The 18,164-nt window shown below is 52.1% G+C and carries 13 protein-coding genes; 6 read left to right on the top strand and 7 right to left on the bottom strand.

All coding sequences use genetic code 11. From position 1 onward, the window contains the following. Positions 1-55 precede the first annotated feature (55 nt). Positions 56-1,318 carry an ABC transporter permease gene (locus tag F5984_RS14470; RefSeq protein ID WP_152124948.1) on the top strand — a complete coding sequence of 421 codons (1,263 nt, stop codon included), beginning with the start codon at positions 56-58 and terminating at the stop codon, positions 1,316-1,318. Positions 1,319-1,527: 209 nt separating this feature from the next. On the opposite strand, the gene F5984_RS14465 is transcribed toward F5984_RS14470, so the two are convergent. Continuing rightward, positions 1,528-2,388, bottom strand: coding sequence for a TraB/GumN family protein (locus tag F5984_RS14465; protein ID WP_152124947.1), 861 nt, complete (start codon positions 2,386-2,388; stop codon positions 1,528-1,530). A gap of 40 nt (positions 2,389-2,428) precedes the next feature. After that, positions 2,429-3,679 carry an alpha/beta hydrolase family protein gene (locus F5984_RS14460; RefSeq protein ID WP_152124946.1) on the bottom strand — a complete coding sequence of 417 codons (1,251 nt, stop codon included), beginning with the start codon at positions 3,677-3,679 and terminating at the stop codon, positions 2,429-2,431. 151 nt (positions 3,680-3,830) lie between these two features. On the opposite strand from F5984_RS14460, the gene F5984_RS14455 reads away from it, so the two are divergent. Then, a complete protein-coding gene (locus F5984_RS14455) occupies positions 3,831-7,175 on the top strand; it encodes a methylmalonyl-CoA mutase family protein (protein ID WP_152124945.1) in 3,345 nt (1,114 codons plus the stop codon). A 71-nt stretch (positions 7,176-7,246) separates the two neighbouring features. Here the strand turns inward: F5984_RS14455 and F5984_RS14450 are convergent, their stop codons facing one another. Then, positions 7,247-7,765 (bottom strand): C40 family peptidase, encoded by a 519-nt coding sequence (locus F5984_RS14450; protein ID WP_152124944.1) that lies wholly within the window; start codon positions 7,763-7,765, stop codon positions 7,247-7,249. Positions 7,766-8,064: 299 nt separating this feature from the next. Here F5984_RS14450 and F5984_RS14445 point away from each other — a divergent pair, with 299 nt between their 5' ends. Beyond that, a complete protein-coding gene (locus F5984_RS14445) occupies positions 8,065-9,210 on the top strand; it encodes a hypothetical protein (RefSeq protein WP_152124943.1) in 1,146 nt (381 codons plus the stop codon). A gap of 116 nt (positions 9,211-9,326) precedes the next feature. On the opposite strand, the gene F5984_RS14440 is transcribed toward F5984_RS14445, so the two are convergent. From F5984_RS14440 to F5984_RS26920, 4 genes are all read right to left on the bottom strand, one after another. After that, positions 9,327-9,998, bottom strand: coding sequence for a LytR/AlgR family response regulator transcription factor (locus F5984_RS14440; RefSeq protein ID WP_152124942.1), 672 nt, complete (start codon positions 9,996-9,998; stop codon positions 9,327-9,329). Beyond that, on the bottom strand, positions 9,999-11,807 hold the full coding sequence (locus F5984_RS14435) for a sensor histidine kinase (RefSeq protein WP_152124941.1): 1,809 nt from the start codon (positions 11,805-11,807) through the stop codon (positions 9,999-10,001). Between the two features lie 344 nt (positions 11,808-12,151). Further along, complete coding sequence (locus F5984_RS14430; RefSeq protein WP_152124940.1) at positions 12,152-12,691, bottom strand: RICIN domain-containing protein; 540 nt, start codon at positions 12,689-12,691, stop codon at positions 12,152-12,154. Between the two features lie 147 nt (positions 12,692-12,838). Beyond that, complete coding sequence (locus F5984_RS26920) at positions 12,839-13,405, bottom strand: collagen-like protein (RefSeq protein WP_221412966.1); 567 nt, start codon at positions 13,403-13,405, stop codon at positions 12,839-12,841. 637 nt (positions 13,406-14,042) lie between these two features. On the opposite strand from F5984_RS26920, the gene fabG reads away from it, so the two are divergent. From fabG to F5984_RS14410, 3 genes are all read left to right on the top strand, one after another. After that, positions 14,043-14,789 (top strand): 3-oxoacyl-[acyl-carrier-protein] reductase, encoded by a 747-nt coding sequence (fabG, locus tag F5984_RS14420; RefSeq protein WP_152124939.1) that lies wholly within the window; start codon positions 14,043-14,045, stop codon positions 14,787-14,789. Positions 14,790-14,900: 111 nt separating this feature from the next. Then, positions 14,901-17,045 carry a VWA domain-containing protein gene (locus F5984_RS14415; protein WP_152124938.1) on the top strand — a complete coding sequence of 715 codons (2,145 nt, stop codon included), beginning with the start codon at positions 14,901-14,903 and terminating at the stop codon, positions 17,043-17,045. 98 nt (positions 17,046-17,143) lie between these two features. Further along, positions 17,144-18,139, top strand: coding sequence for a Smr/MutS family protein (locus F5984_RS14410; protein WP_152124937.1), 996 nt, complete (start codon positions 17,144-17,146; stop codon positions 18,137-18,139). Positions 18,140-18,164: the final 25 nt, after the last annotated feature.

Here is an 18,164-nt window from a genome sequence, read left to right as displayed (position 1 = left end):
CGGATAGCGGTTGGCATTGGTTGGAAGCCGTTTATCGTTACTCTCTATTTTATCCTTGAACGTTCCGTTTTTTTTAGCCCGTCGAATTCGGCAGGCTCCGATCGAAAGTTTTTCGGCCACCGTTACCAAAGTCGGTATTGCCAGTATCGCCGTGGGGCTGGCCGTTATGATTGTGGCGTTTGCTGTGCTGTTTGGCTTCAAGCAGACCATTCAGGACAAAATATTTCTTTTCGGCGCCCATCTTCAGGTGAGCAAGTTCACGGCTAATCAGTCGTACGAAGAAGCCCCTATTTCGACGAATACCCGGTTTTTTCGGGAGGTAAAGTCAAACCCCGGCATAGCGCATGTGCAGGCCGTGGCACTCAAGGCGGGGATTCTCAAAACCCCCGACGAACTGGCGGGCGTGGTGCTCAAAGGGGTAGGGCCTGATTATAACTGGCAGCTCATTGAGCAGTCGCTGGTGGCGGGGCGGGTGCCTGCTATTGGTACCGATTCGGCGCGGGCCGCGACTGGGCCGCCCGACACAACGGCCGGCTACTCAACCGAGATTTTGTTGAGTCAGTTTCTGGCCGATCAGCTGAAGCTAAAGGTAGGTGAATCGGTCATTACGTATTTTCTGGGCGGTAGTCAGCCCCGGCCGCGTAAGCTGACCGTTGTCGGTATTTACATGACTGGGCTGGAGGAGTTCGATAAACAAATTGTGTTGGGCGACCTTCGGCTGATTCAGCGGCTCAACAACTGGACACCCGATATGGTGGGCAGTTTTGAGCTGTTTGTCCGCGACTTCGACCAGCTCGATGCTACGTTTCGTACTGTTTTCGATCAGATTCCGCCCGACTTCCGGCTTTTTAAAGTCACCGAGCAATACGGCCCCCTGTTCGACTGGATGGTGCTGCTCGACCGGAATACACTCGTGTTTCTGATTCTGATTCTGTTTGTGGCCAGCTTCAACATGGTGTCGGTGTTGCTGGTGCTGATGATGGAACGCACCCCCATGATTGGGCTCTTGAAGGCTTTAGGGAGTCAGAATACCTTGCTTCGGCGCATGTTTCTGTACGTAGGGCTCAACATGGTGGGCTGGGGGCTGCTTATTGGCAATGCCGTTGGGCTCGGTTTCTGTTTCGTGCAGGATTACTTCAAGCTCATTCCGCTCGACCCCAAAAATTACTTCATGAGTTTCGTCCCGATTCAGTGGGACTGGGGCGTAATTGGCCTGCTCAACGGGGCGACCCTCGTGCTCATTGCCGCTGTGCTTTGGCTCCCCACGCTGGTTATCAACCGGATCGAGCCGGTTCGGGCGCTGGTGTTTAAAAAGTAAGCGACTGGCTGCCGGATTGAGGGAGTTGCTACAAAAAACAGCTGACATCTCTCCAAACGAGATGTCAGCTGTGGAATAGTGGTGTTACAAGATTACTCGAAACCCAAATCCATTAAGTGAATGTATAATGCACAATGAATAATTGGGTTGCCTGCTGGTAGCCAGACTTTTAATTATACATTGTTCATTACACATTTAATTTGGCTCCGTTACCGAATGCCTTTTACGGTATAGCCTTTCTGGCGGAGGAGATTGATTACGCCCTTGTCGCCCCCGAGGTGACCGGCTCCAAATGCAAACAGCGTCGGTTTGTCTTTCACGGCTTTTTCGATCACCGGAATCCAGTTTTGGTTACGCTTATCGAGTAGGTCGGCTTCGAAATCGTCGAGACCGCCGTCGTACTTACTTTCCTTCATTTGCTTCATCATCGCCGTCAGGTCCTGACTCTTGTAAGCCGCCAACAGCTTATCCAGTTCGGCTTTTACCTCGCCCGGTTTACGGGCCATATCGGCCAGCATGGTCACCTGCTTTTCCATCGGGATTTTGTCGAAAATGGCGAGCTGATCTTCCAGTTTTTCCAGGCCGAGAATCTCTTTTTTGTCGTTAGCCGCCATCTGCATGAGCGTCATATCGTACGACGCGGGTTGACAACCCAGCGCCCCCATGGTCATAAACGAGTAAATAGCAATGGGTTTCAGGCCACCCACCTGCGCCAGCCCCATACCCGAAGTGGCCTTCAGGTGATTGTCGAGCAGGGTGTAATCGTCGGCAGGCAGGTAGTCTTTAAGGGTTTTGCCGCCGGTAAGCATCATACTCCGCATCATAGACGATTGCAGGGCGGGGTCATCCATGTCAATTTCCAGATACAGCTGCTTGGTATCGGCAACGGCTTTTTTAGTGGCTTCGGTCAGAACCAGATCATTGGGGCAAACCAGGTGAAATGTGCCGTAGAGGTACGACGGTTGAGTAAGCCCGTTACCCGTAACCTCATACAGCAGTGAATTGTCCTGAGCAATGGCGCTTGTGCTGCACAAAATGGCCGCACATAGGGAGAGAAACCCTTTTTTCATGGCTAAATGGTTGATAGTTACCCAAAGATAACCATGCCTGTCACTTTACCAACGCATCGGCAAAATTCAGATACTGCCACCAGTCGAATGGCTGTACATCGTGCGGGCCGGTACGTACATGGTAGCGCACATTCTTGCCCACGCTCGTGTTCACTGCCGGGTATTCTGCTGGCCCAAGGCCCGTTTTTCGGTACAAACCATATACAGGCTCAGTAGCTTTGGCGCTCAAAAACTCCCCGCGTGGGTCCGACCAGCGGTCTTCTTCCGCACTGGCTACGTACAGGGGTCGGGTGGCTATCAAACTGAGCAGAATATGCTGGTCGACGGGCAGAGCCGGTACGTTTTCGTTGTAGCTTCGGTACTGCCGCGCAAACCAGTGCGGAAAGGCGTAGTTGAGCCGCCCCACAGTTTCGCCGTAGGTACGCCGGGCAAGTGAGGCCCCTCCCTCACCGGCTTCGTTGGAAATGGCCGCTACAAACCGTTTATCCTGAGCAGCCGCCCACAGAGCCGCCTTGCCAATGCGGGAATGCCCCATAGCAATAACCCGTTTAGCGTCGATGGTCGGGTCGGTTTGTAAGTAGTCGAGAATACGGCTCATACCCCAGGCCCAGGCTCCAATGGCCCCCCAATTGTCGGTGCGGGTAGTATCGCCCAGCACCGACCGGATACCCGTTTTCCAGCCCGCCGGGTGGTCGGGTTCAATATCGCCATAGTACGCCGTCACGATGGCGTATCCCCGTGCCACAATTGTATCAAGCGGCCAACGCCGGGCCTGCGCCCCCCGGCTTTTCTCGGTAGCCCGGTGATTGTCGGCGGTGCTCGCCACCCAGCGGTCGGAGAGGGGCAGGTCGGCTTCAGTGCTGATGCAGTGGTTGCCGCAGAAATTCAGGTTCAGAAACGCCGGAGCTGCCTTGCGGGCGTTGTTGGGCACGTATATCAGCACGTTGATGGGCGGTAAAGCAGGGTAGTCGGCAAAGTAAATAGCCACCTGCTTGCGAGTGGCCTTGCCGCCGAGGGCACTGGGTACCACCTCGCCGGGCTGGAACCGCAACCGCACCGGGCGCGTCGGGGTTTGCCCGTACACGTGGGCTGCAAACTGATTGAGCCAGTAGCCCCGGCTGGCTTCCCACGCTTTGGCCGAAGTGATGCGGGCGCCATTGGGGGGCATGAGTGGGTCGGGCAGGGGGTAGGAGCCTACCTTGCTCTCGTCGTAGTTAGCGACAAAAGTGGGCTGGGCAGCCGACAGCAGCGGGGCTGTCAGACTCAGTAAAAGGCAGAGAAAGCGGAACATGGTTTGAAAAGGGCTCGTTTGTTACCAAATGCTAAAACGAACCGGGCCTACTTGGTGAGAAGGGAATACCGCCCGAAGCCATCCGGGTTTCGTCGGTTTCCGTATTTTTGTCCAAAACTTCATCAACCGAAATCCATTTTTCAACAGCGCCATGACGACAACCGACGTTCAGCCCCAATCCTCGACGACGACGGGGCTGACCCATAAAGTACGAATTGTAACAGCGGCCTCCCTGTTCGACGGGCACGATGCCGCCATCAACCTGATGCGTCGGCTTATGCAGGCATCCGGGGCGGAAGTAATTCACCTGGGGCATAACCGGTCGGTGGCCGAAATTGTCGAGTGCGCCATTCAGGAAGACGTACAGGGAATTGCCATCACCAGCTATCAGGGGGGGCACGTTGAGTTTTTCAAGTATATGTACGACCTGCTTAATGAGCGCGGGGCCGGGCATATCAAGATTTTTGGTGGGGGCGGAGGTACCATTCTGCCTTCCGAAATCGAAGAGCTTCACGGGTATGGCATTGCCCGTATCTACAGCCCCGACGATGGCCGGGCTATGGGCTTACAGGGAATGATTGATGATTTGTTGCGGCAGTGCGATTTTGAACTGCCCGCTTTAAATAAGGTCGATCAGGTAACTACCGACGAGGTGCCGCGCCTGATTACCATGGCCGAAAACAACCCTACCCAATCCCTTCCTCCCTTTCTCCCTTCCTCCTCTTCCTCCCCTGTTTTGGGCATCACGGGCACGGGCGGGGCGGGCAAATCGTCGCTCGTAGATGAGTTGGTGCTGCGGTATCTGCGGACGTTTCCCGACAAAACGCTGGCCATCATCTCCGTCGATCCGTCGAAACGGAAGACCGGCGGGGCCCTACTCGGCGACCGGATTCGGATGAACGCCATCCACAACCACAACGGGGCGTCGCGTGTGTACATGCGCTCGCTGGCAACGCGGCAGTCGAATCTGGCGCTGAGTCGGCACGTACAGGAAGCCATCGACGTGTGCAAAGCCGCTCATTTCGATCTGATTATTGTAGAAACGTCGGGTATTGGGCAGTCGGATACCGAAATCACCGAACACGCCGATAAAACGCTGTACGTAATGACCTCAGAATACGGGGCCGCTACGCAGCTCGAAAAAATCGATATGCTCGATTTTGCCGACGTGATTGCCATCAATAAGTTCGATAAGCGGGGTTCTCTCGATGCCCTGCGCGATGTGCGGAAGCAGTACCGCCGGAACCACAACAACTGGGATGCTCCTGACGACGAACTCCCGATTCTGGGCACCATTGCGGCTCAGTTCAACGATGGGGGGATGAACGCCCTTTTCGAACGACTTATGGGGGTATTGGGTATTCAGATGCCTGGTACAAACACCGAGAGAACCGATGCCCGCCCGCAGGCTATTATCCCGGCCGACCGGGTGCGGTATTTGGCCGAAATTGTGGAAGAAAGCCGCCGGTACGGCGATTTTGTGACCGAACAGTCGGCCTTGGCCCGGCAGCTTTACCAGATCGACGGTACGCTGAAAATCCTGCCCGACGGGCCGTTGAAAGACGAACTGGGCCAGATATACAGTACGCTCGAAAGTCGCCTGCACGCCGACTGCCGGGCGCTGTTGCAGCAGTGGCCCGCCATGCAACAGCGGTACACGGCCGAGTTTTACGAATACAAAGTGCGTGACAAGGTGATTCGGCAGCCGCTCTACACCGAAACCCTTTCGCACCTGAAAATGCCGAAGGTAAGCCTGCCCAAATACCATGATTGGGGCGATGTGCTCCGTTGGCTCCTGACCGAGAACGTGCCGGGTGAGTTCCCGTACACGGCGGGTGTGTTTCCGCTCAAACGGGCGGGCGAAGACCCCACCCGGATGTTTGCGGGCGAGGGTGGACCCGAGCGCACCAACCGCCGGTTCCACTACGTCTCGAAAAATATGCCCGCCAAGCGGCTTTCGACGGCTTTCGACTCGGTGACACTTTACGGCGAAGACCCGGCACTTCGGCCCGACATTTTCGGGAAAGTAGGTAACTCAGGGGTCAGTATCTGCACCCTCGATGATGCCAAGAAACTCTATTCGGGCTTTGATTTATGCGACCCCAGCACCTCGGTGTCCATGACCATCAACGGGCCTGCGCCTATGCTTCTGGCGTTTTTCCTCAACGCAGCCATTGATCAGCAGTGTGAGAAGTGGCTAAATAGGGAGGAAAGGGAGAAAGGAGGAAAGGAGAATGGGGCAGGCGCTTCTTCTACTTCGCCCCTGCCTTCTTACAATGGCTCCCTACCCGAAGGAAACGATGGCCTGGGCCTGGCCTTGCTGGGTACGACCGGTGATAAAGTGATTCCGCGCGACGTGTACGAACGTATAAAGGCCGAAACCTTACGTACTGTCCGGGGCACTGTTCAGGCCGATATTCTGAAGGAAGATCAGGCGCAGAACACCTGTATTTTCTCGACGGAGTTTGCGCTTCGAATGATGGGTGACATTCAGGAGTACTTCACCCACAACCGGGTGCAGAATTTCTATTCGGTATCGATTTCGGGGTATCACATTGCCGAGGCCGGGGCCAACCCGATTTCCCAACTGGCCTTTACGCTGTCCAATGGGTTTACGTTTGTGGAGTACTACCTCAGCCGGGGCCTGAAAATCGACGATTTCGCGCCCAACCTGTCGTTTTTCTTTTCCAACGGTATGGACCCGGAGTACACCGTGCTGGGTCGGGTGGCGCGTCGGATCTGGGCGAAGGCCATGAAACACAAATATAAAGGCAACGACCGGAGTCAGAAACTGAAATACCACATTCAAACGTCGGGCCGTAGCCTGCACGCGCAGGAAATTGCGTTCAACGACATCCGAACGACGTTGCAGGCGCTGCTGGCTATTTACGACAACACTAACTCGCTGCACACCAACGCCTACGACGAAGCCATTACAACCCCCACCGAAGAGTCGGTTCGGCGGGCCATGGCTATTCAGCTCATCATTAATCGGGAGTTTGGGCTGACCAAAAACGAAAACCCGTTGCAGGGCTCGTTTGTGGTTGAAGAGCTGACCGATTTGGTTGAGGAGGCTGTTTACGCCGAGTTTTTGGCTATTAACGAGCGTGGGGGCGTTTTGGGGGCTATGGAGCGTATGTATCAGCGGAGCAAGATTCAGGAGGAGTCGATGTATTACGAAACCCTCAAGCACAACGGTCAACTCCCGATCGTGGGTGTCAACACCTTCCTCGACCCGAACGGTTCGCCAACGATCACCCCGGCCGAGGTTATCCGCTCGACCGAAGAGGAGCGCCGGTATCAGGTCGATTCGTGCCGGGCGTTTCAGGAGCGGCACCGGTCCGAGGCCGAGCAGGCGCTGGCGCAGTTGCAGCAAACGGCTCTGGCGGGGGGCAATATTTTTGAAAGCCTCATGGAAGCCGCCAAAGTATGTACGTTGGGTCAACTCAGCAAGGCCCTGTACGCCGTGGGGGGGCAGTACCGCCGGAATATGTAAAGGTGAAGCCTCGATAAACCAAAAAAGCCGGAGAGCGATTCGCTTTCCGGCTTTTTTGGTTGGTTATGTTATTACTTCTCGGCTAAGAGCGTCACTACCCGACGGACGCCCACAAATCGACGCTGGTAATAATCGGCATGCAGGTAATCGTAACGAATACCACCGTTCCAGGCCGAATGAATAAACTTGATTTTGTCGCCCACTACCTCGGTAATCATTCCCACGTGCCCAATCCGGCTACCGCCGGCCGAATGGCCTTTGAAGAAAATAAGATCACCGGGTTTGGCTTCTTCTTTGTCAACCGGTTGGCCAACGTTACCCTGTGCGGCACTGGAGTGGGGTAATTGAATCCCAAATTTGCTGAAACAGAACCGGGTAAAGCCTGAGCAATCGAACCCTCTGGGCGTAGTGCCACCGGAGCGGTAGCGGATAGAGAGATGCTTTTTGGCGTAGTTGATAACCTCACCAACAAGGGGTATCTGGTCGTAAAAGGAGGTCTCTGTTGACGAAGTTTCGGCGGGTACTGACTGAGCTTGAATCGTGCTAAACGAGACGGCAAAAAGCACCGTCAGGAGCATTTTCTTAATCATTTCAAATAGGTTAAGTTTCAAGTATCGTGAGCGAAAATAGCCCCGTTGTGGAATAAATGCCAAACAAATGAGGTGTTTTTTCTACAATTTTAATATAAAATTTGTACAAATTGCTGTGTAAGGTACTGATTTACAATAGGGTAAAGGGGTAGGGTAGTTTGTCTATGATCAAATGCGATGCGGATACCTAATGTAGACGAAAGGTAGATTTCGATGCCAATTAAAAAAGTTTTGTTTTTTCATTTGTAAACCTCTATTTGTCGCTTTTCTTTGGCTGTTCATTTACACACAACCATTTCATGAAAAAGACAATTGTACTGGCGGCTTCGCTGCTGGGGGTATTCGGGGCTCAGGCGCAAACCCAAAAAGGAAACGGAATACTGAGCGGGGGAATTGGCCTAGGCTATGACGTGCAGAGCGTGACAAATGCCAATAATGAATCGTTTGAAGTACCCTCTACAAGACCCCAAATAAATGTACAGATTGGGCGGTTCGTTGCCGACAATTGGTTGCTTGGTGTTGGCGTTGGGTATTCAGGTAGGTTTACCAAGAGTTTGTTTAACCCCGGAAATAAGGTAAGTACTCGGGATAATGCTACAGATGCTTCTATAAACCCCTTTTTCCGGCGGTACTGGTCTGTGGGGCCGGTAGTGCTGTTTGCCGGGGCTGGTGTTGAAACTTCACTCAATCATTTGTATCGACAATTCAGCTCCAATTTAAGGTATCGGAATACCAATGTTTCAGTCAAACCAACGTTTGAGGTTGGTGGTACCTATTTTTTGAGTAATCGCCTGGGGTTGCAGGGGACTATCAGCGGAACGAGCTTGCCTATTCCCGCCAGTACGGTTGGGTTAGGCCTTGTGTATTGGACGGGGGCATCGGGAACAGGCCGAACCAACGCCGAAACGGAGCTTACCACCACACAAGCGGGTAACTGGGTAATTGAGGGTGGCTTCAGCCATAATTTTATCCGCGAAGAGAATATCAACTCTAATGGGAATCCGGTACGCAACATCAACCAATTGGCGATTAATGCCTCTATCGGTCGTTTTGTTGCTACGAATACATTAGTGGGAGTTGGCCTGGGATTCTCCTCGCAAAAAGAGGGATCGACGCCGGTGTCTGGCCCGTTTCAGACGTATTCAGTCAGCCCGTTTGTGCAACGTTATTTAACCAGCCGTCGGCTAACTCCTTTTGTAAGGGCTTCGGTCGAGTACAGCAATAGCGGCCCCACCCGAATGGACTATCGAACCCATTCACTGAGTGGGGCTATGCGATTGGGATTAGCCTACCGACTGACCAACCGGTTTCTCATCGAAACGGCCCTGGCCTCAGCCTCGTATCAGAATCTGTGGTACGATAGGTCTAACCAATCTCAGGCGGCCAATTTATCGGCAAGGCTGGGGAGCGGTCTGAGTGTTCGGTACGTAATAGCCTCAAAGTAGTCGCTACTCGCGCACTTTGTTCACTTGGGGCCGAAGCCCAGATGCACCGGTAGTGTGAGCCGCTGAATCCGACTACTCAAGAAGGAGAATAGAAGCAGAAAATGGAAAGGCACTCGTCAAAGGAGATCTTTTTTCGATAGTGGGATTTCTGTGTTGCCAATAATCACACTTTTAGAACGGTATTTCTGAATCTTTTCCTTATTGACGATATAGGCCCGGTGTGTTTGAATAAATTGTGTGGCAGGTAACGATTCCAGAATACGAGAGATCGTCGAGCGAGATTTGAAAATTTTCACATCGGTGTGAAAGAGCAGATAGTTTCCCTCCGATTCAATGTAATTAATTGCTTCTAACGGCAAGTCGACTTGGTAAGCCCCATCTTTTACTGCTATGGTTGGTTTGATGCGGTCTTCCTTGGCCGATTTAATGATGGCCAATTTTACCGAAGCGACCAAATCGCTATTTTTGAACGGTTTGGTCAGATATGAATAGGGTGAAGTGGCAACTGCTTCGCTGATCACCCTGGCGTTTTCGTAAGCAGTAAGATAAATAAACGGGGTTTTTTGTTTGGCCTGAATCAGTTTACCTAAGTGAATACCATCCATCTCTCCATCACCCAGGTTGATGTCGAGAATGACAAGGTCGACCGATTCGTTTTGGAGCGTCATCATCGCTTCATCAGCATTCTTTGCTTCTAAAACGTGGTAACCATTCTCCAACAAAATTTTTTTCGTTAGCCTTCGGTTCAGAAAATCGTCCTCGACCACTAAAATCACTTCTGAATTCATTTAAAAATACAGTTTTAGTTCAAACCCCTTTGTAGACCTGGTCTCAACTCTGCCGTTTAGCTGGTCGATCAACCCTTTAATGATTTCTATACCTAATCCTTTGGTTTGTAGTTGATTAAAGTCGAAACCTGTACCGTTATCAATGTAGCCCAAGTAATTTGTCTTTGTATTTTTTTGTTGCTTGATTTCAATATTGATGAGGCCATCGGGCTGGTTGGCGAAAGCATGTTTCATACTGTTGCTAATCAATTCCACAATGATGAGCCCTAATGGTAATGCTTTGGCGATGGATAATGTGTCGATTTCGCAAGTGGTGAACAGACTTACATGAGTCTCCCTCGTATCGTACGAATCTTTCACAAGTTCGGCGAGCTCAGTGACATACCGTTTCAAATCCACATCCTTGACGCCCTCGTCAACATTCAATTTCTTATGCAGCAAGGCGATCGAATGAATTCGGTTTTGGTTGTTACGAATCAGATCATCGATCGTGCTGAAACTGACCGACTCTTTCTGAATTTCCAGCAGGCTGATGACGTATTGTAAATTGTTCTTCACCCGATGTTGCAACTCCGAAAGAAGAATCTGTTTTTGTTCAGCCGTTTTTGCAATCTCATCTTTTTGACGGCTTATCTCCCTGTTTTTCGCCAGCAAAACAGCGTTCCCCTTTTGTTTTTGACGGTTATTGTGGAATAAGACCACCGACATGAATCCTAAAAAAATGAGTAGGCCAATGAGTGTTTTCTGCCTGATGGCATAATCGTACTCTTTTTTAGCGTCTATCAAATCGCGTTCACGCTGTTGTTCGGATTTGATAATGTTTTGCGTTTGAATAATTCGTGTGGTCGTGTACAGGCTGTCATCCGTAGCATTCAATAGCTTCAAGTAAGCAATGGCTTTGGCCGGATTTACAGGCTCGTAAAGTTGGGCCAGCAGTTTGGCTGCACTCGCTGTCAGAACAAGGTTCTTAAATTTTCTGCCGCCATCTAATGCCCTGCCCGCATACACGAGAGCCGAATCCGATTGGCCCATTGCCTGAAAAACACCGGCTAAATCCACCGACTGTTCGGACTCTAAAAACAGATTGCCCGATTGCCTCGCAAAACGAATCGCGATTCTTAAGTGGTTCAACGCCAACGGATAATGCCCTCGTTTTTTTTCAACCCTGCCCATAATTGCATTGGCGTAGGACACCTCAATGGGAATGTTCAATCGTCGGCAATGCACATCGATTGATTTAGCAAAATACATAGCAGAGTCTAACACATTTAGATTTTCATAGGCCTCGCCAATGTTGTGGTATATCAGCCATTTTCCATTATTGGGCAGTGATGCAAGCTTAGGGTCATGATAGGCCTTCAACAGCCATTCCAGGCGTTGTCGGCTATCTTGCTGTTTTTCGTAGACGAGTGCAATCAGATTATAAAAAACGATGATTAGATCCGGGTACTTTGCCTGGCTTATTCGTAGCCCTTCGTAAGCGGTCCGCATACCCGTTTGCCAATCACCGGTTATGGTTGCGACAAAGCTTAACGCCTGTAATGAAACCAGTTCCCCATAGGTATAGGTAAGTTTTCGGGCCAGGGCAATTGACTCCGTAGCGTAGACCAAAGCTTGTTGGGGCTCCGTCATGGTATGATACCGGGCCAAACGCCATAAGCTGAGCACTTTACTGGTATCTTCTGTAGATACCGCCAGTTTTTGCTTCAACGTTTCGACCTCCTGGGTAGTCAGACTGAGGGGTTGGCTATATCCAGATGTAGCTATTCCGATCAGAATTGACCCTATGAATGCAACTAGCAATTTCATGATTCGGTGTTTTACGATAATCGCCGTCTCGTATCCTTTCGCAGCTTTCCCATTGTTCAGATCGCCTAGGCTTTTTTGCTACCCTCAAATGTCACAAAAACATCGATTTTTTTGAACCTGGTACCAACGAAAACAAACTACCCTAATTACCGCTTTTAGGCCACAACGAATAAAAGGAAGCCCAGTACTGGACATTAGATGTTGGACATTAGACCTCTCATATATAGAGCTAGTAAGTCTAATGTCCAGTACTGAAAAAAGGAAGCCCAGTCTGGTTTGATAGGCAGACTGGGCCGGGTCAGGTAGTGAAAGTTTCTGCTAACGGTTTGCTTTTGAGAGCCTTACTATTTGATGCGCTCAAACTTCCAAAGTTGGCCCGTCACATTTTTGCAATCGTCCATAAAAGTAATGCCGTCTTTAGCTCCAGTCCAGGCTGCATTTCCTTCCAGGCATTTGTTGTTCCCCGTGTAGAGTGTTTTTAGACGATACGTATCATTTCCTACTGGCTCAATCATCCAGTACTGGCCGGTCCGTTTTTCAGCTTTCCGCATCTGAGCGGCCAGTAAGCCAGGTCTCGAAGCATCATTGGCATTTGTAATGTCTAAGCATTCACCTGCGCCCCGGAATAGGTTCTTTAGTATATAATAGCCACTTTTATCTGAGGCTTCTATTGTCCAGAATTGGCCCTGAGAATTTGCTTTTTTGTCCATAAAAGCCAACCCTTTTTTCGTTTTCGCAGATGCCTGATTACCTTCCAGGCACACTTCTTGTCCCTGAAAGACAGTCTTCAGCCGATAGTACCCTTTGTAGTTCGGATCAAACTGGGCCATAGCTACGGTACTGAACAAAGTAACCAGCATTAATGAGTATGCAATATTTTTCATGTGTAAGTGTAATGGGATTTGTTAAAGATGGTAAGCACAGGCACTCTGCCTGTCGACTGCGCGATTAGTCATGCGTTCTTTCCGCTCAATCTGATCGCATTTTTTATTAAAAAAGACTTCCGGCCATTAGCAAGGCCTTTTCAAGCTTCAATCAGGCAGCTTATAGAACGCTTTCACGGCATTGTAATCTGTGAAGTCAAGGGCGGCTTGGCGGCCATTACGGAGGTCATTGGCCGGAATCATCACGACACGCGGGGTGAAACGTATGGGGCCGTTTGCTGTCGCAAGCGTTTCCCGACGAATAGCAATCTGTGGCTTAGCATCGTTGAAGAGCCATGTTGAGAAGGAGCCACTACTCGGGGGAATACTTCCGGGAATGATAAACCAGTTCATGGGTGTTGTGCCATCAACGAATCCTAAATAGGTAAAGAAAGCACTGGAAGCCGCAACCTGCGTTGTGGTATTAGGCAACGACAACGTGGTGACCAATCCGACCGTGTTAGCAAATGATTGGTTGGCGAATGTGAATTGAACCACATTGGCATTGCCACTAACTCCCGACACACCCGCCGGGCCGGTTGCTCCTGCTGGTCCGGCCGGGCCTGCTGGTCCTGCCGGACCTACGTCCCCTTGGGGGCCTTTACACGACAGTTGGACGATGCAAAGCGCCCCTAAGAGCGACATTGCCAACGAGAAGAGAAGACTTCGTTTCAACGTAATAAGTCAAATTATTTATGGTGCCTACTCTGATCAGCATTTTCGGCTGCCTGCTTTTTGATTGAGTCCAAAGCTATTTTTCTGTTTAGAGATCTTAATTTTTTAGGGATAGAAACCCGATTTTAGGGATATAATGTGTGTTTTTCAGAAAATACTTAAAACGTTAGTAATGACTTAAGCAGCTAGTAGCCATCTGTTTTGCGAATGAATACCGACGGAGTTTTGGGGTAAACCAGGCAGGCATCAAGCCCGGCAGGATGTGAGCAACGGCCCCTGGCCTCAGCCTCGTATCGGGGTCTGTGGTACGATAGGTCCAACCAATCTCAGGCGGCCAATTTGTGGGCAAGGCTGGGGAGCGGTCTGAGCGTTCGGTACGTAACAACCTCAAAGTAGTTGCTACCGGCGCGCTATGTTCACTTGGGGCCGAAGCCGTATTTGGCTTTCGAATTGGCACGGCCCGGTCTGATGGCGGGCGGCAAATGGCTTTTGACTATTCTGGCCTGAAGGTGGCCCGGAAAGGTATATTCTTTCTGGAGAAGATGCTACGTCACTATTGTCATTCCCCGCTTAAAGGCTATTTTTGAGCCAGTCAAAAACCAAGCTCTCTCCAGATTAAGAGGGTATTTTGTAGCCAATGGATTTATTGAAAGGAAAAGTGGCGCTCATTACGGGTGCCTCACGCGGAATTGGTCGGGCTATTGCCCAGCGTTTCGCGCAGGAAGGTGCTCAGGTGGCGTTTACGTACCTGTCGAGCGTAGAAAAAGGGCAGGCGCTGGAAGACGAGCTGAAGGCGTTCGGGATTACGGCCAAAGGATACCGGTCAGATGCCTCGGATTATAAAGCGGCCGAAGAACTGGTAGCCGCCGTACTGGCTGATTTCGGTTCGATTGACGTGCTCGTCAACAATGCCGGCATTACCAAAGATGGTTTGCTGATGCGCATGTCCGAAGAACAATGGGACGTGGTTATCAACGTTAACCTTAAGTCGGTCTTCAACCTGACCAAAGCCGCCATCAAACCCATGATGAAAGCGAAGGCCGGGTCGATTATCAACCTGACGTCGGTAGTAGGTATCCGGGGCAACGCGGGTCAGGCCAACTACGCAGCCTCTAAATCAGGTATTATCGGCTTTACCAAGTCGGTGGCTCTCGAACTGGGCTCGCGGAATATCCGCTCCAATGCCGTGGCTCCGGGCTTCATCGAAACCGAAATGACCGGCGAGATCAACGAAAAAGCCGTAGAAGAATGGAAGCAGCAGATCCCGCTCAAGCGGGGCGGCCAACCCGAAGAGGTAGCCGATACCTGCGTATTCCTGGCTTCTGATTTATCCCGCTACACTACGGGGCAGGTGCTCCAGGTAGACGGGGGAATGCTTACTTAGGATATAGGAGGCAGAAGCGAGGAGTGAGGAGAAAACGGAGCCCGACGTTACTTATTCGTGAGCAACCCTTTTCTCCTCGCTCCTCGCTTCTGTCTCCTCACTACTTTCTTTATGAACGTCATTTTCCAATCCTCACCCTGGTGGGTGCTGGTCTGTTTGCTGGTAGGGGCGCTGTACGCAGCGGCATTGTATCAACCGCTGCCAGCACGGCTGAGTACCGGTGTTTCTGACTCTGTTTCGTTCTGGGATCGCAACGTCCGCTATGCACTGGCGGCCGTTCGGTTTTTGGTTGTGAGCTTACTCTGTTTTCTGCTGGTGAATCCGCTCATCCGCAGTGTACAGACGCTCACCGAAAAACCGAAAGTGGTACTGGCCGTAGACAACTCGGAGTCGGTAGCCGCTGCCGGACGGCCCGCGCTCACCACTGCTCTCAGCAATCTGCAAGCCTTGCAGCAGCAACTGAGCAGTGCCGGATTGGATGTATCAGTACGGACCCTGAGCGACTCGGCTATGACCGAAGGGACAGACCTGACCCAGATTCCATTTACCCAGCGGTCGACCAACCTGTCGGGATTGCTGTCGGGTATCCGGTCAGATTACGAAGGTCGGCATCTTACCGATGTGGTGCTTATCTCCGATGGTATCTTCAATCAGGGGCTTTCGCCTACGTTTGGGCAATATCCATTTTCGGTGCATGCTGTGGGGCTCGGCGACACCATTCCGAAGCGCGACATTGCTATCAAAGGCATCGTAGCTAACCGGATTGCGTATCTGAACAACCAGTTTCCGATTCAGGTGGAAGTGACGAGTAACGGTTTTAGCGGCCGGGCCGGTATTGTGGTGCTGCGGCAGGGCGGCAAAGAGGTGGGTCGGCAAAGCGTATCTTTCGGGCAGAACCAGACCTTTGGTTCGGTGACGTTTCAGACCACAGCTACCCAGAAAGGCGTTCAGCGGTTTACCGTTGAGGTGGTGCCGCAGCCGGGCGAGTTCAGCACCCGAAACAACCGGCAGGACGTGTACATCGACGTGATCGACGGGCGCGAGAAGGTTCTCTTACTGGCTCTGGCTCCGCACCCCGACGTGAAGGCGATTCGGAGTATGCTCGAACGAAATCAGAATTACGAGCTCGACGTTCGGATGATTAACGGCATCGAAGGGCCACCGCCTACCGATAAGAAATACGACCTTATCATTCTCCACCAGATTCCCGACAATGGTGGGGCCAGTACGGCCTCGGTGCAACAACTGCTGGCGCGTAACAACACCACCCCAGTGCTGTTTGTGCTGGGGAACCAGTCGGCTATGGGGCCGTTCAATACGCTGAACCCCGTAATGCAGGTAACGGCCCTGCCCGGTCAGAGCGATAAGGTAACTGCCCGCTACAACGATGCCTACAAACAATTGAACCTGGATGCAGCCCGGCTCGATATTATCACCAAGATGCCGCCCATGTCGGTGCCTTACGGTGAGTTTCGGCTGTTGCCCGGCAGTCAGGTGGTGCTTTGGCAGCAGGTGGGCAGCGTACAAACCCAGAAACCCCTGCTTGCGCTCAACGTAACGGCCGGCTCGCCCGACCGTCCGCGTAAGGCGGCTGTGCTGGCGGGCGAAGGCCTTTGGCAATGGCGCATGGAAGAGTTTGACCTGACCGACAAACAGGAGGTGATCGACGAAATGCTGCAAAAGGTTATTCAGCTTATTTCGGTGAAAGAAGACCGGCGCAAGCTGCGCGTGTACCCCATCCGAAATGAGTTTGTAGCGGGCGAAAAGGTCATTTTTGAGACGGAGCTTTACAACGATATTTACGAGCGAATCTACGACAAGCCCGTTAACCTGAGTATTCTGGACGAGCGCGGTATCACACGTAGTTTCAACTACACCCCAACAAGCGATAATAGCCGGTTCGAAATCAGCCGCCTGCCCGAAGGAGCCTACCGCTTCCGCGCAACCACCAACTTAAGTGGTAAGAATGAAGTTTCGGAAGGGCAGTTTATTGTGCGCGATCTGCAACTCGAAGCCCTCAACACCACGGCCGACCACGGCTTGCTGCGGCAACTGGCCTCGCAGACCGGGGGTAAGTTTTACAACACGGCCTCGGTGGCTAACCTCGTGCGCGACCTGAGCAGCCGCGAAACGCCCGCCCGCCTGAGCAGCACCGAAGAGCTGAATGAGCTGATCAACTGGCGGTGGCTCTTTTTCATGATTCTGGCCCTGGCAACCCTCGAATGGGGCACCCGCAAGTATTTCGGCGGGTACTGATCCGGTAAAGTCCATCAGAGTGGGCTGCAAACGTAACTTTTCGGCCCGGATTCGGGTTGGTTTCTCCAGAAGCCCGGCCATTCCGGGCCTGAACAGCAATGAACATTGGCGATAAAGTCCGTATGATACGGGCCAAAGAACAGGGCGTGGTGACGCGCTTTTTGAGTGGCAATCAGGTTGAAATTGAAATAGAAGACGGCTTTCGGATTCCGGTACTCCGCTCCGAACTGGTAGTTGTGTCGCCCCTGGAGGCCGAACGGCTCCTGCGCCCTTCGGGTAATGCCCAACCTCCGCGCCCAACCGGGCCGGTTATTCTGGCAAATCAGGGTATTTACATGGCATTTGTGGCCCAGAACGACCGCGAGTTTGCCGTCCATCTGGTAAATAATACCGACTGGGATATGCCCTATACCCTTGCCGAAGAGCGGGGTACTACCCTCAATGGACTGCAAAGTGGGGTGCTCAAGCCCCGGTCGTCGGCCAAGCTGAACGACTATTACTCGTTCTCAACGCTCGATAGCTGGCCCACCTTTCTGTTTCAGGGGCTTTGGTTCCGGGCGGCCAAGGTGAGCTTCCGGTCGCCGTTGGTGAAACGGCTGAAATGCCGGGCTCAGACCTTCCATGTGAGCAAAAAAACGGTGCCGGTGCTCAATCAGCAAGGCCATTTGTACCAGCTCGATGCCGATGAGAAAGAAGCCCCGGCCGAGGCTCTTATGCCCCTGCCAACCGTACCGCTCAGCCCGCAGGAATTGAAAGAAGAAATGCTGAAAGCCAAAAATAACCCGGCCATTCCGCCCAGTTTCGAGCGTCCCTCGTCGGTAGTCGATCTGCACATTGATGTGCTGCTGCCCAAAGGCCCCGGAGGTCGGCAGCCGGGCGAGCTACTCGACCTGCAACTCGAAACGTTCGAAAAGCTGCTTGAAAACGCCATTGCCACCGGTATGAGCGAGATTACGTTTATCCACGGCGTTGGCACCGGCACCTTACGGACCGAACTACACCGCCGATTGGGTCGGCACCCACACGTGAAATACTTCGAAGATGCCCAGAAGCAGAAATTCGGCTACGGGGCTACAAAAGTTTTCATTAAGTAAGAGGTCTGGGAGTCGTACCCAGCCC

It is taken from the genome of Rudanella paleaurantiibacter, from assembly GCF_009184635.1.
GTDB classification, from domain to species: domain Bacteria; phylum Bacteroidota; class Bacteroidia; order Cytophagales; family Spirosomataceae; genus Rudanella; species Rudanella paleaurantiibacter.
Note: the sequence above shows the minus strand (reverse complement) of the source record. Positions and strands in the feature narration are given on the sequence as shown.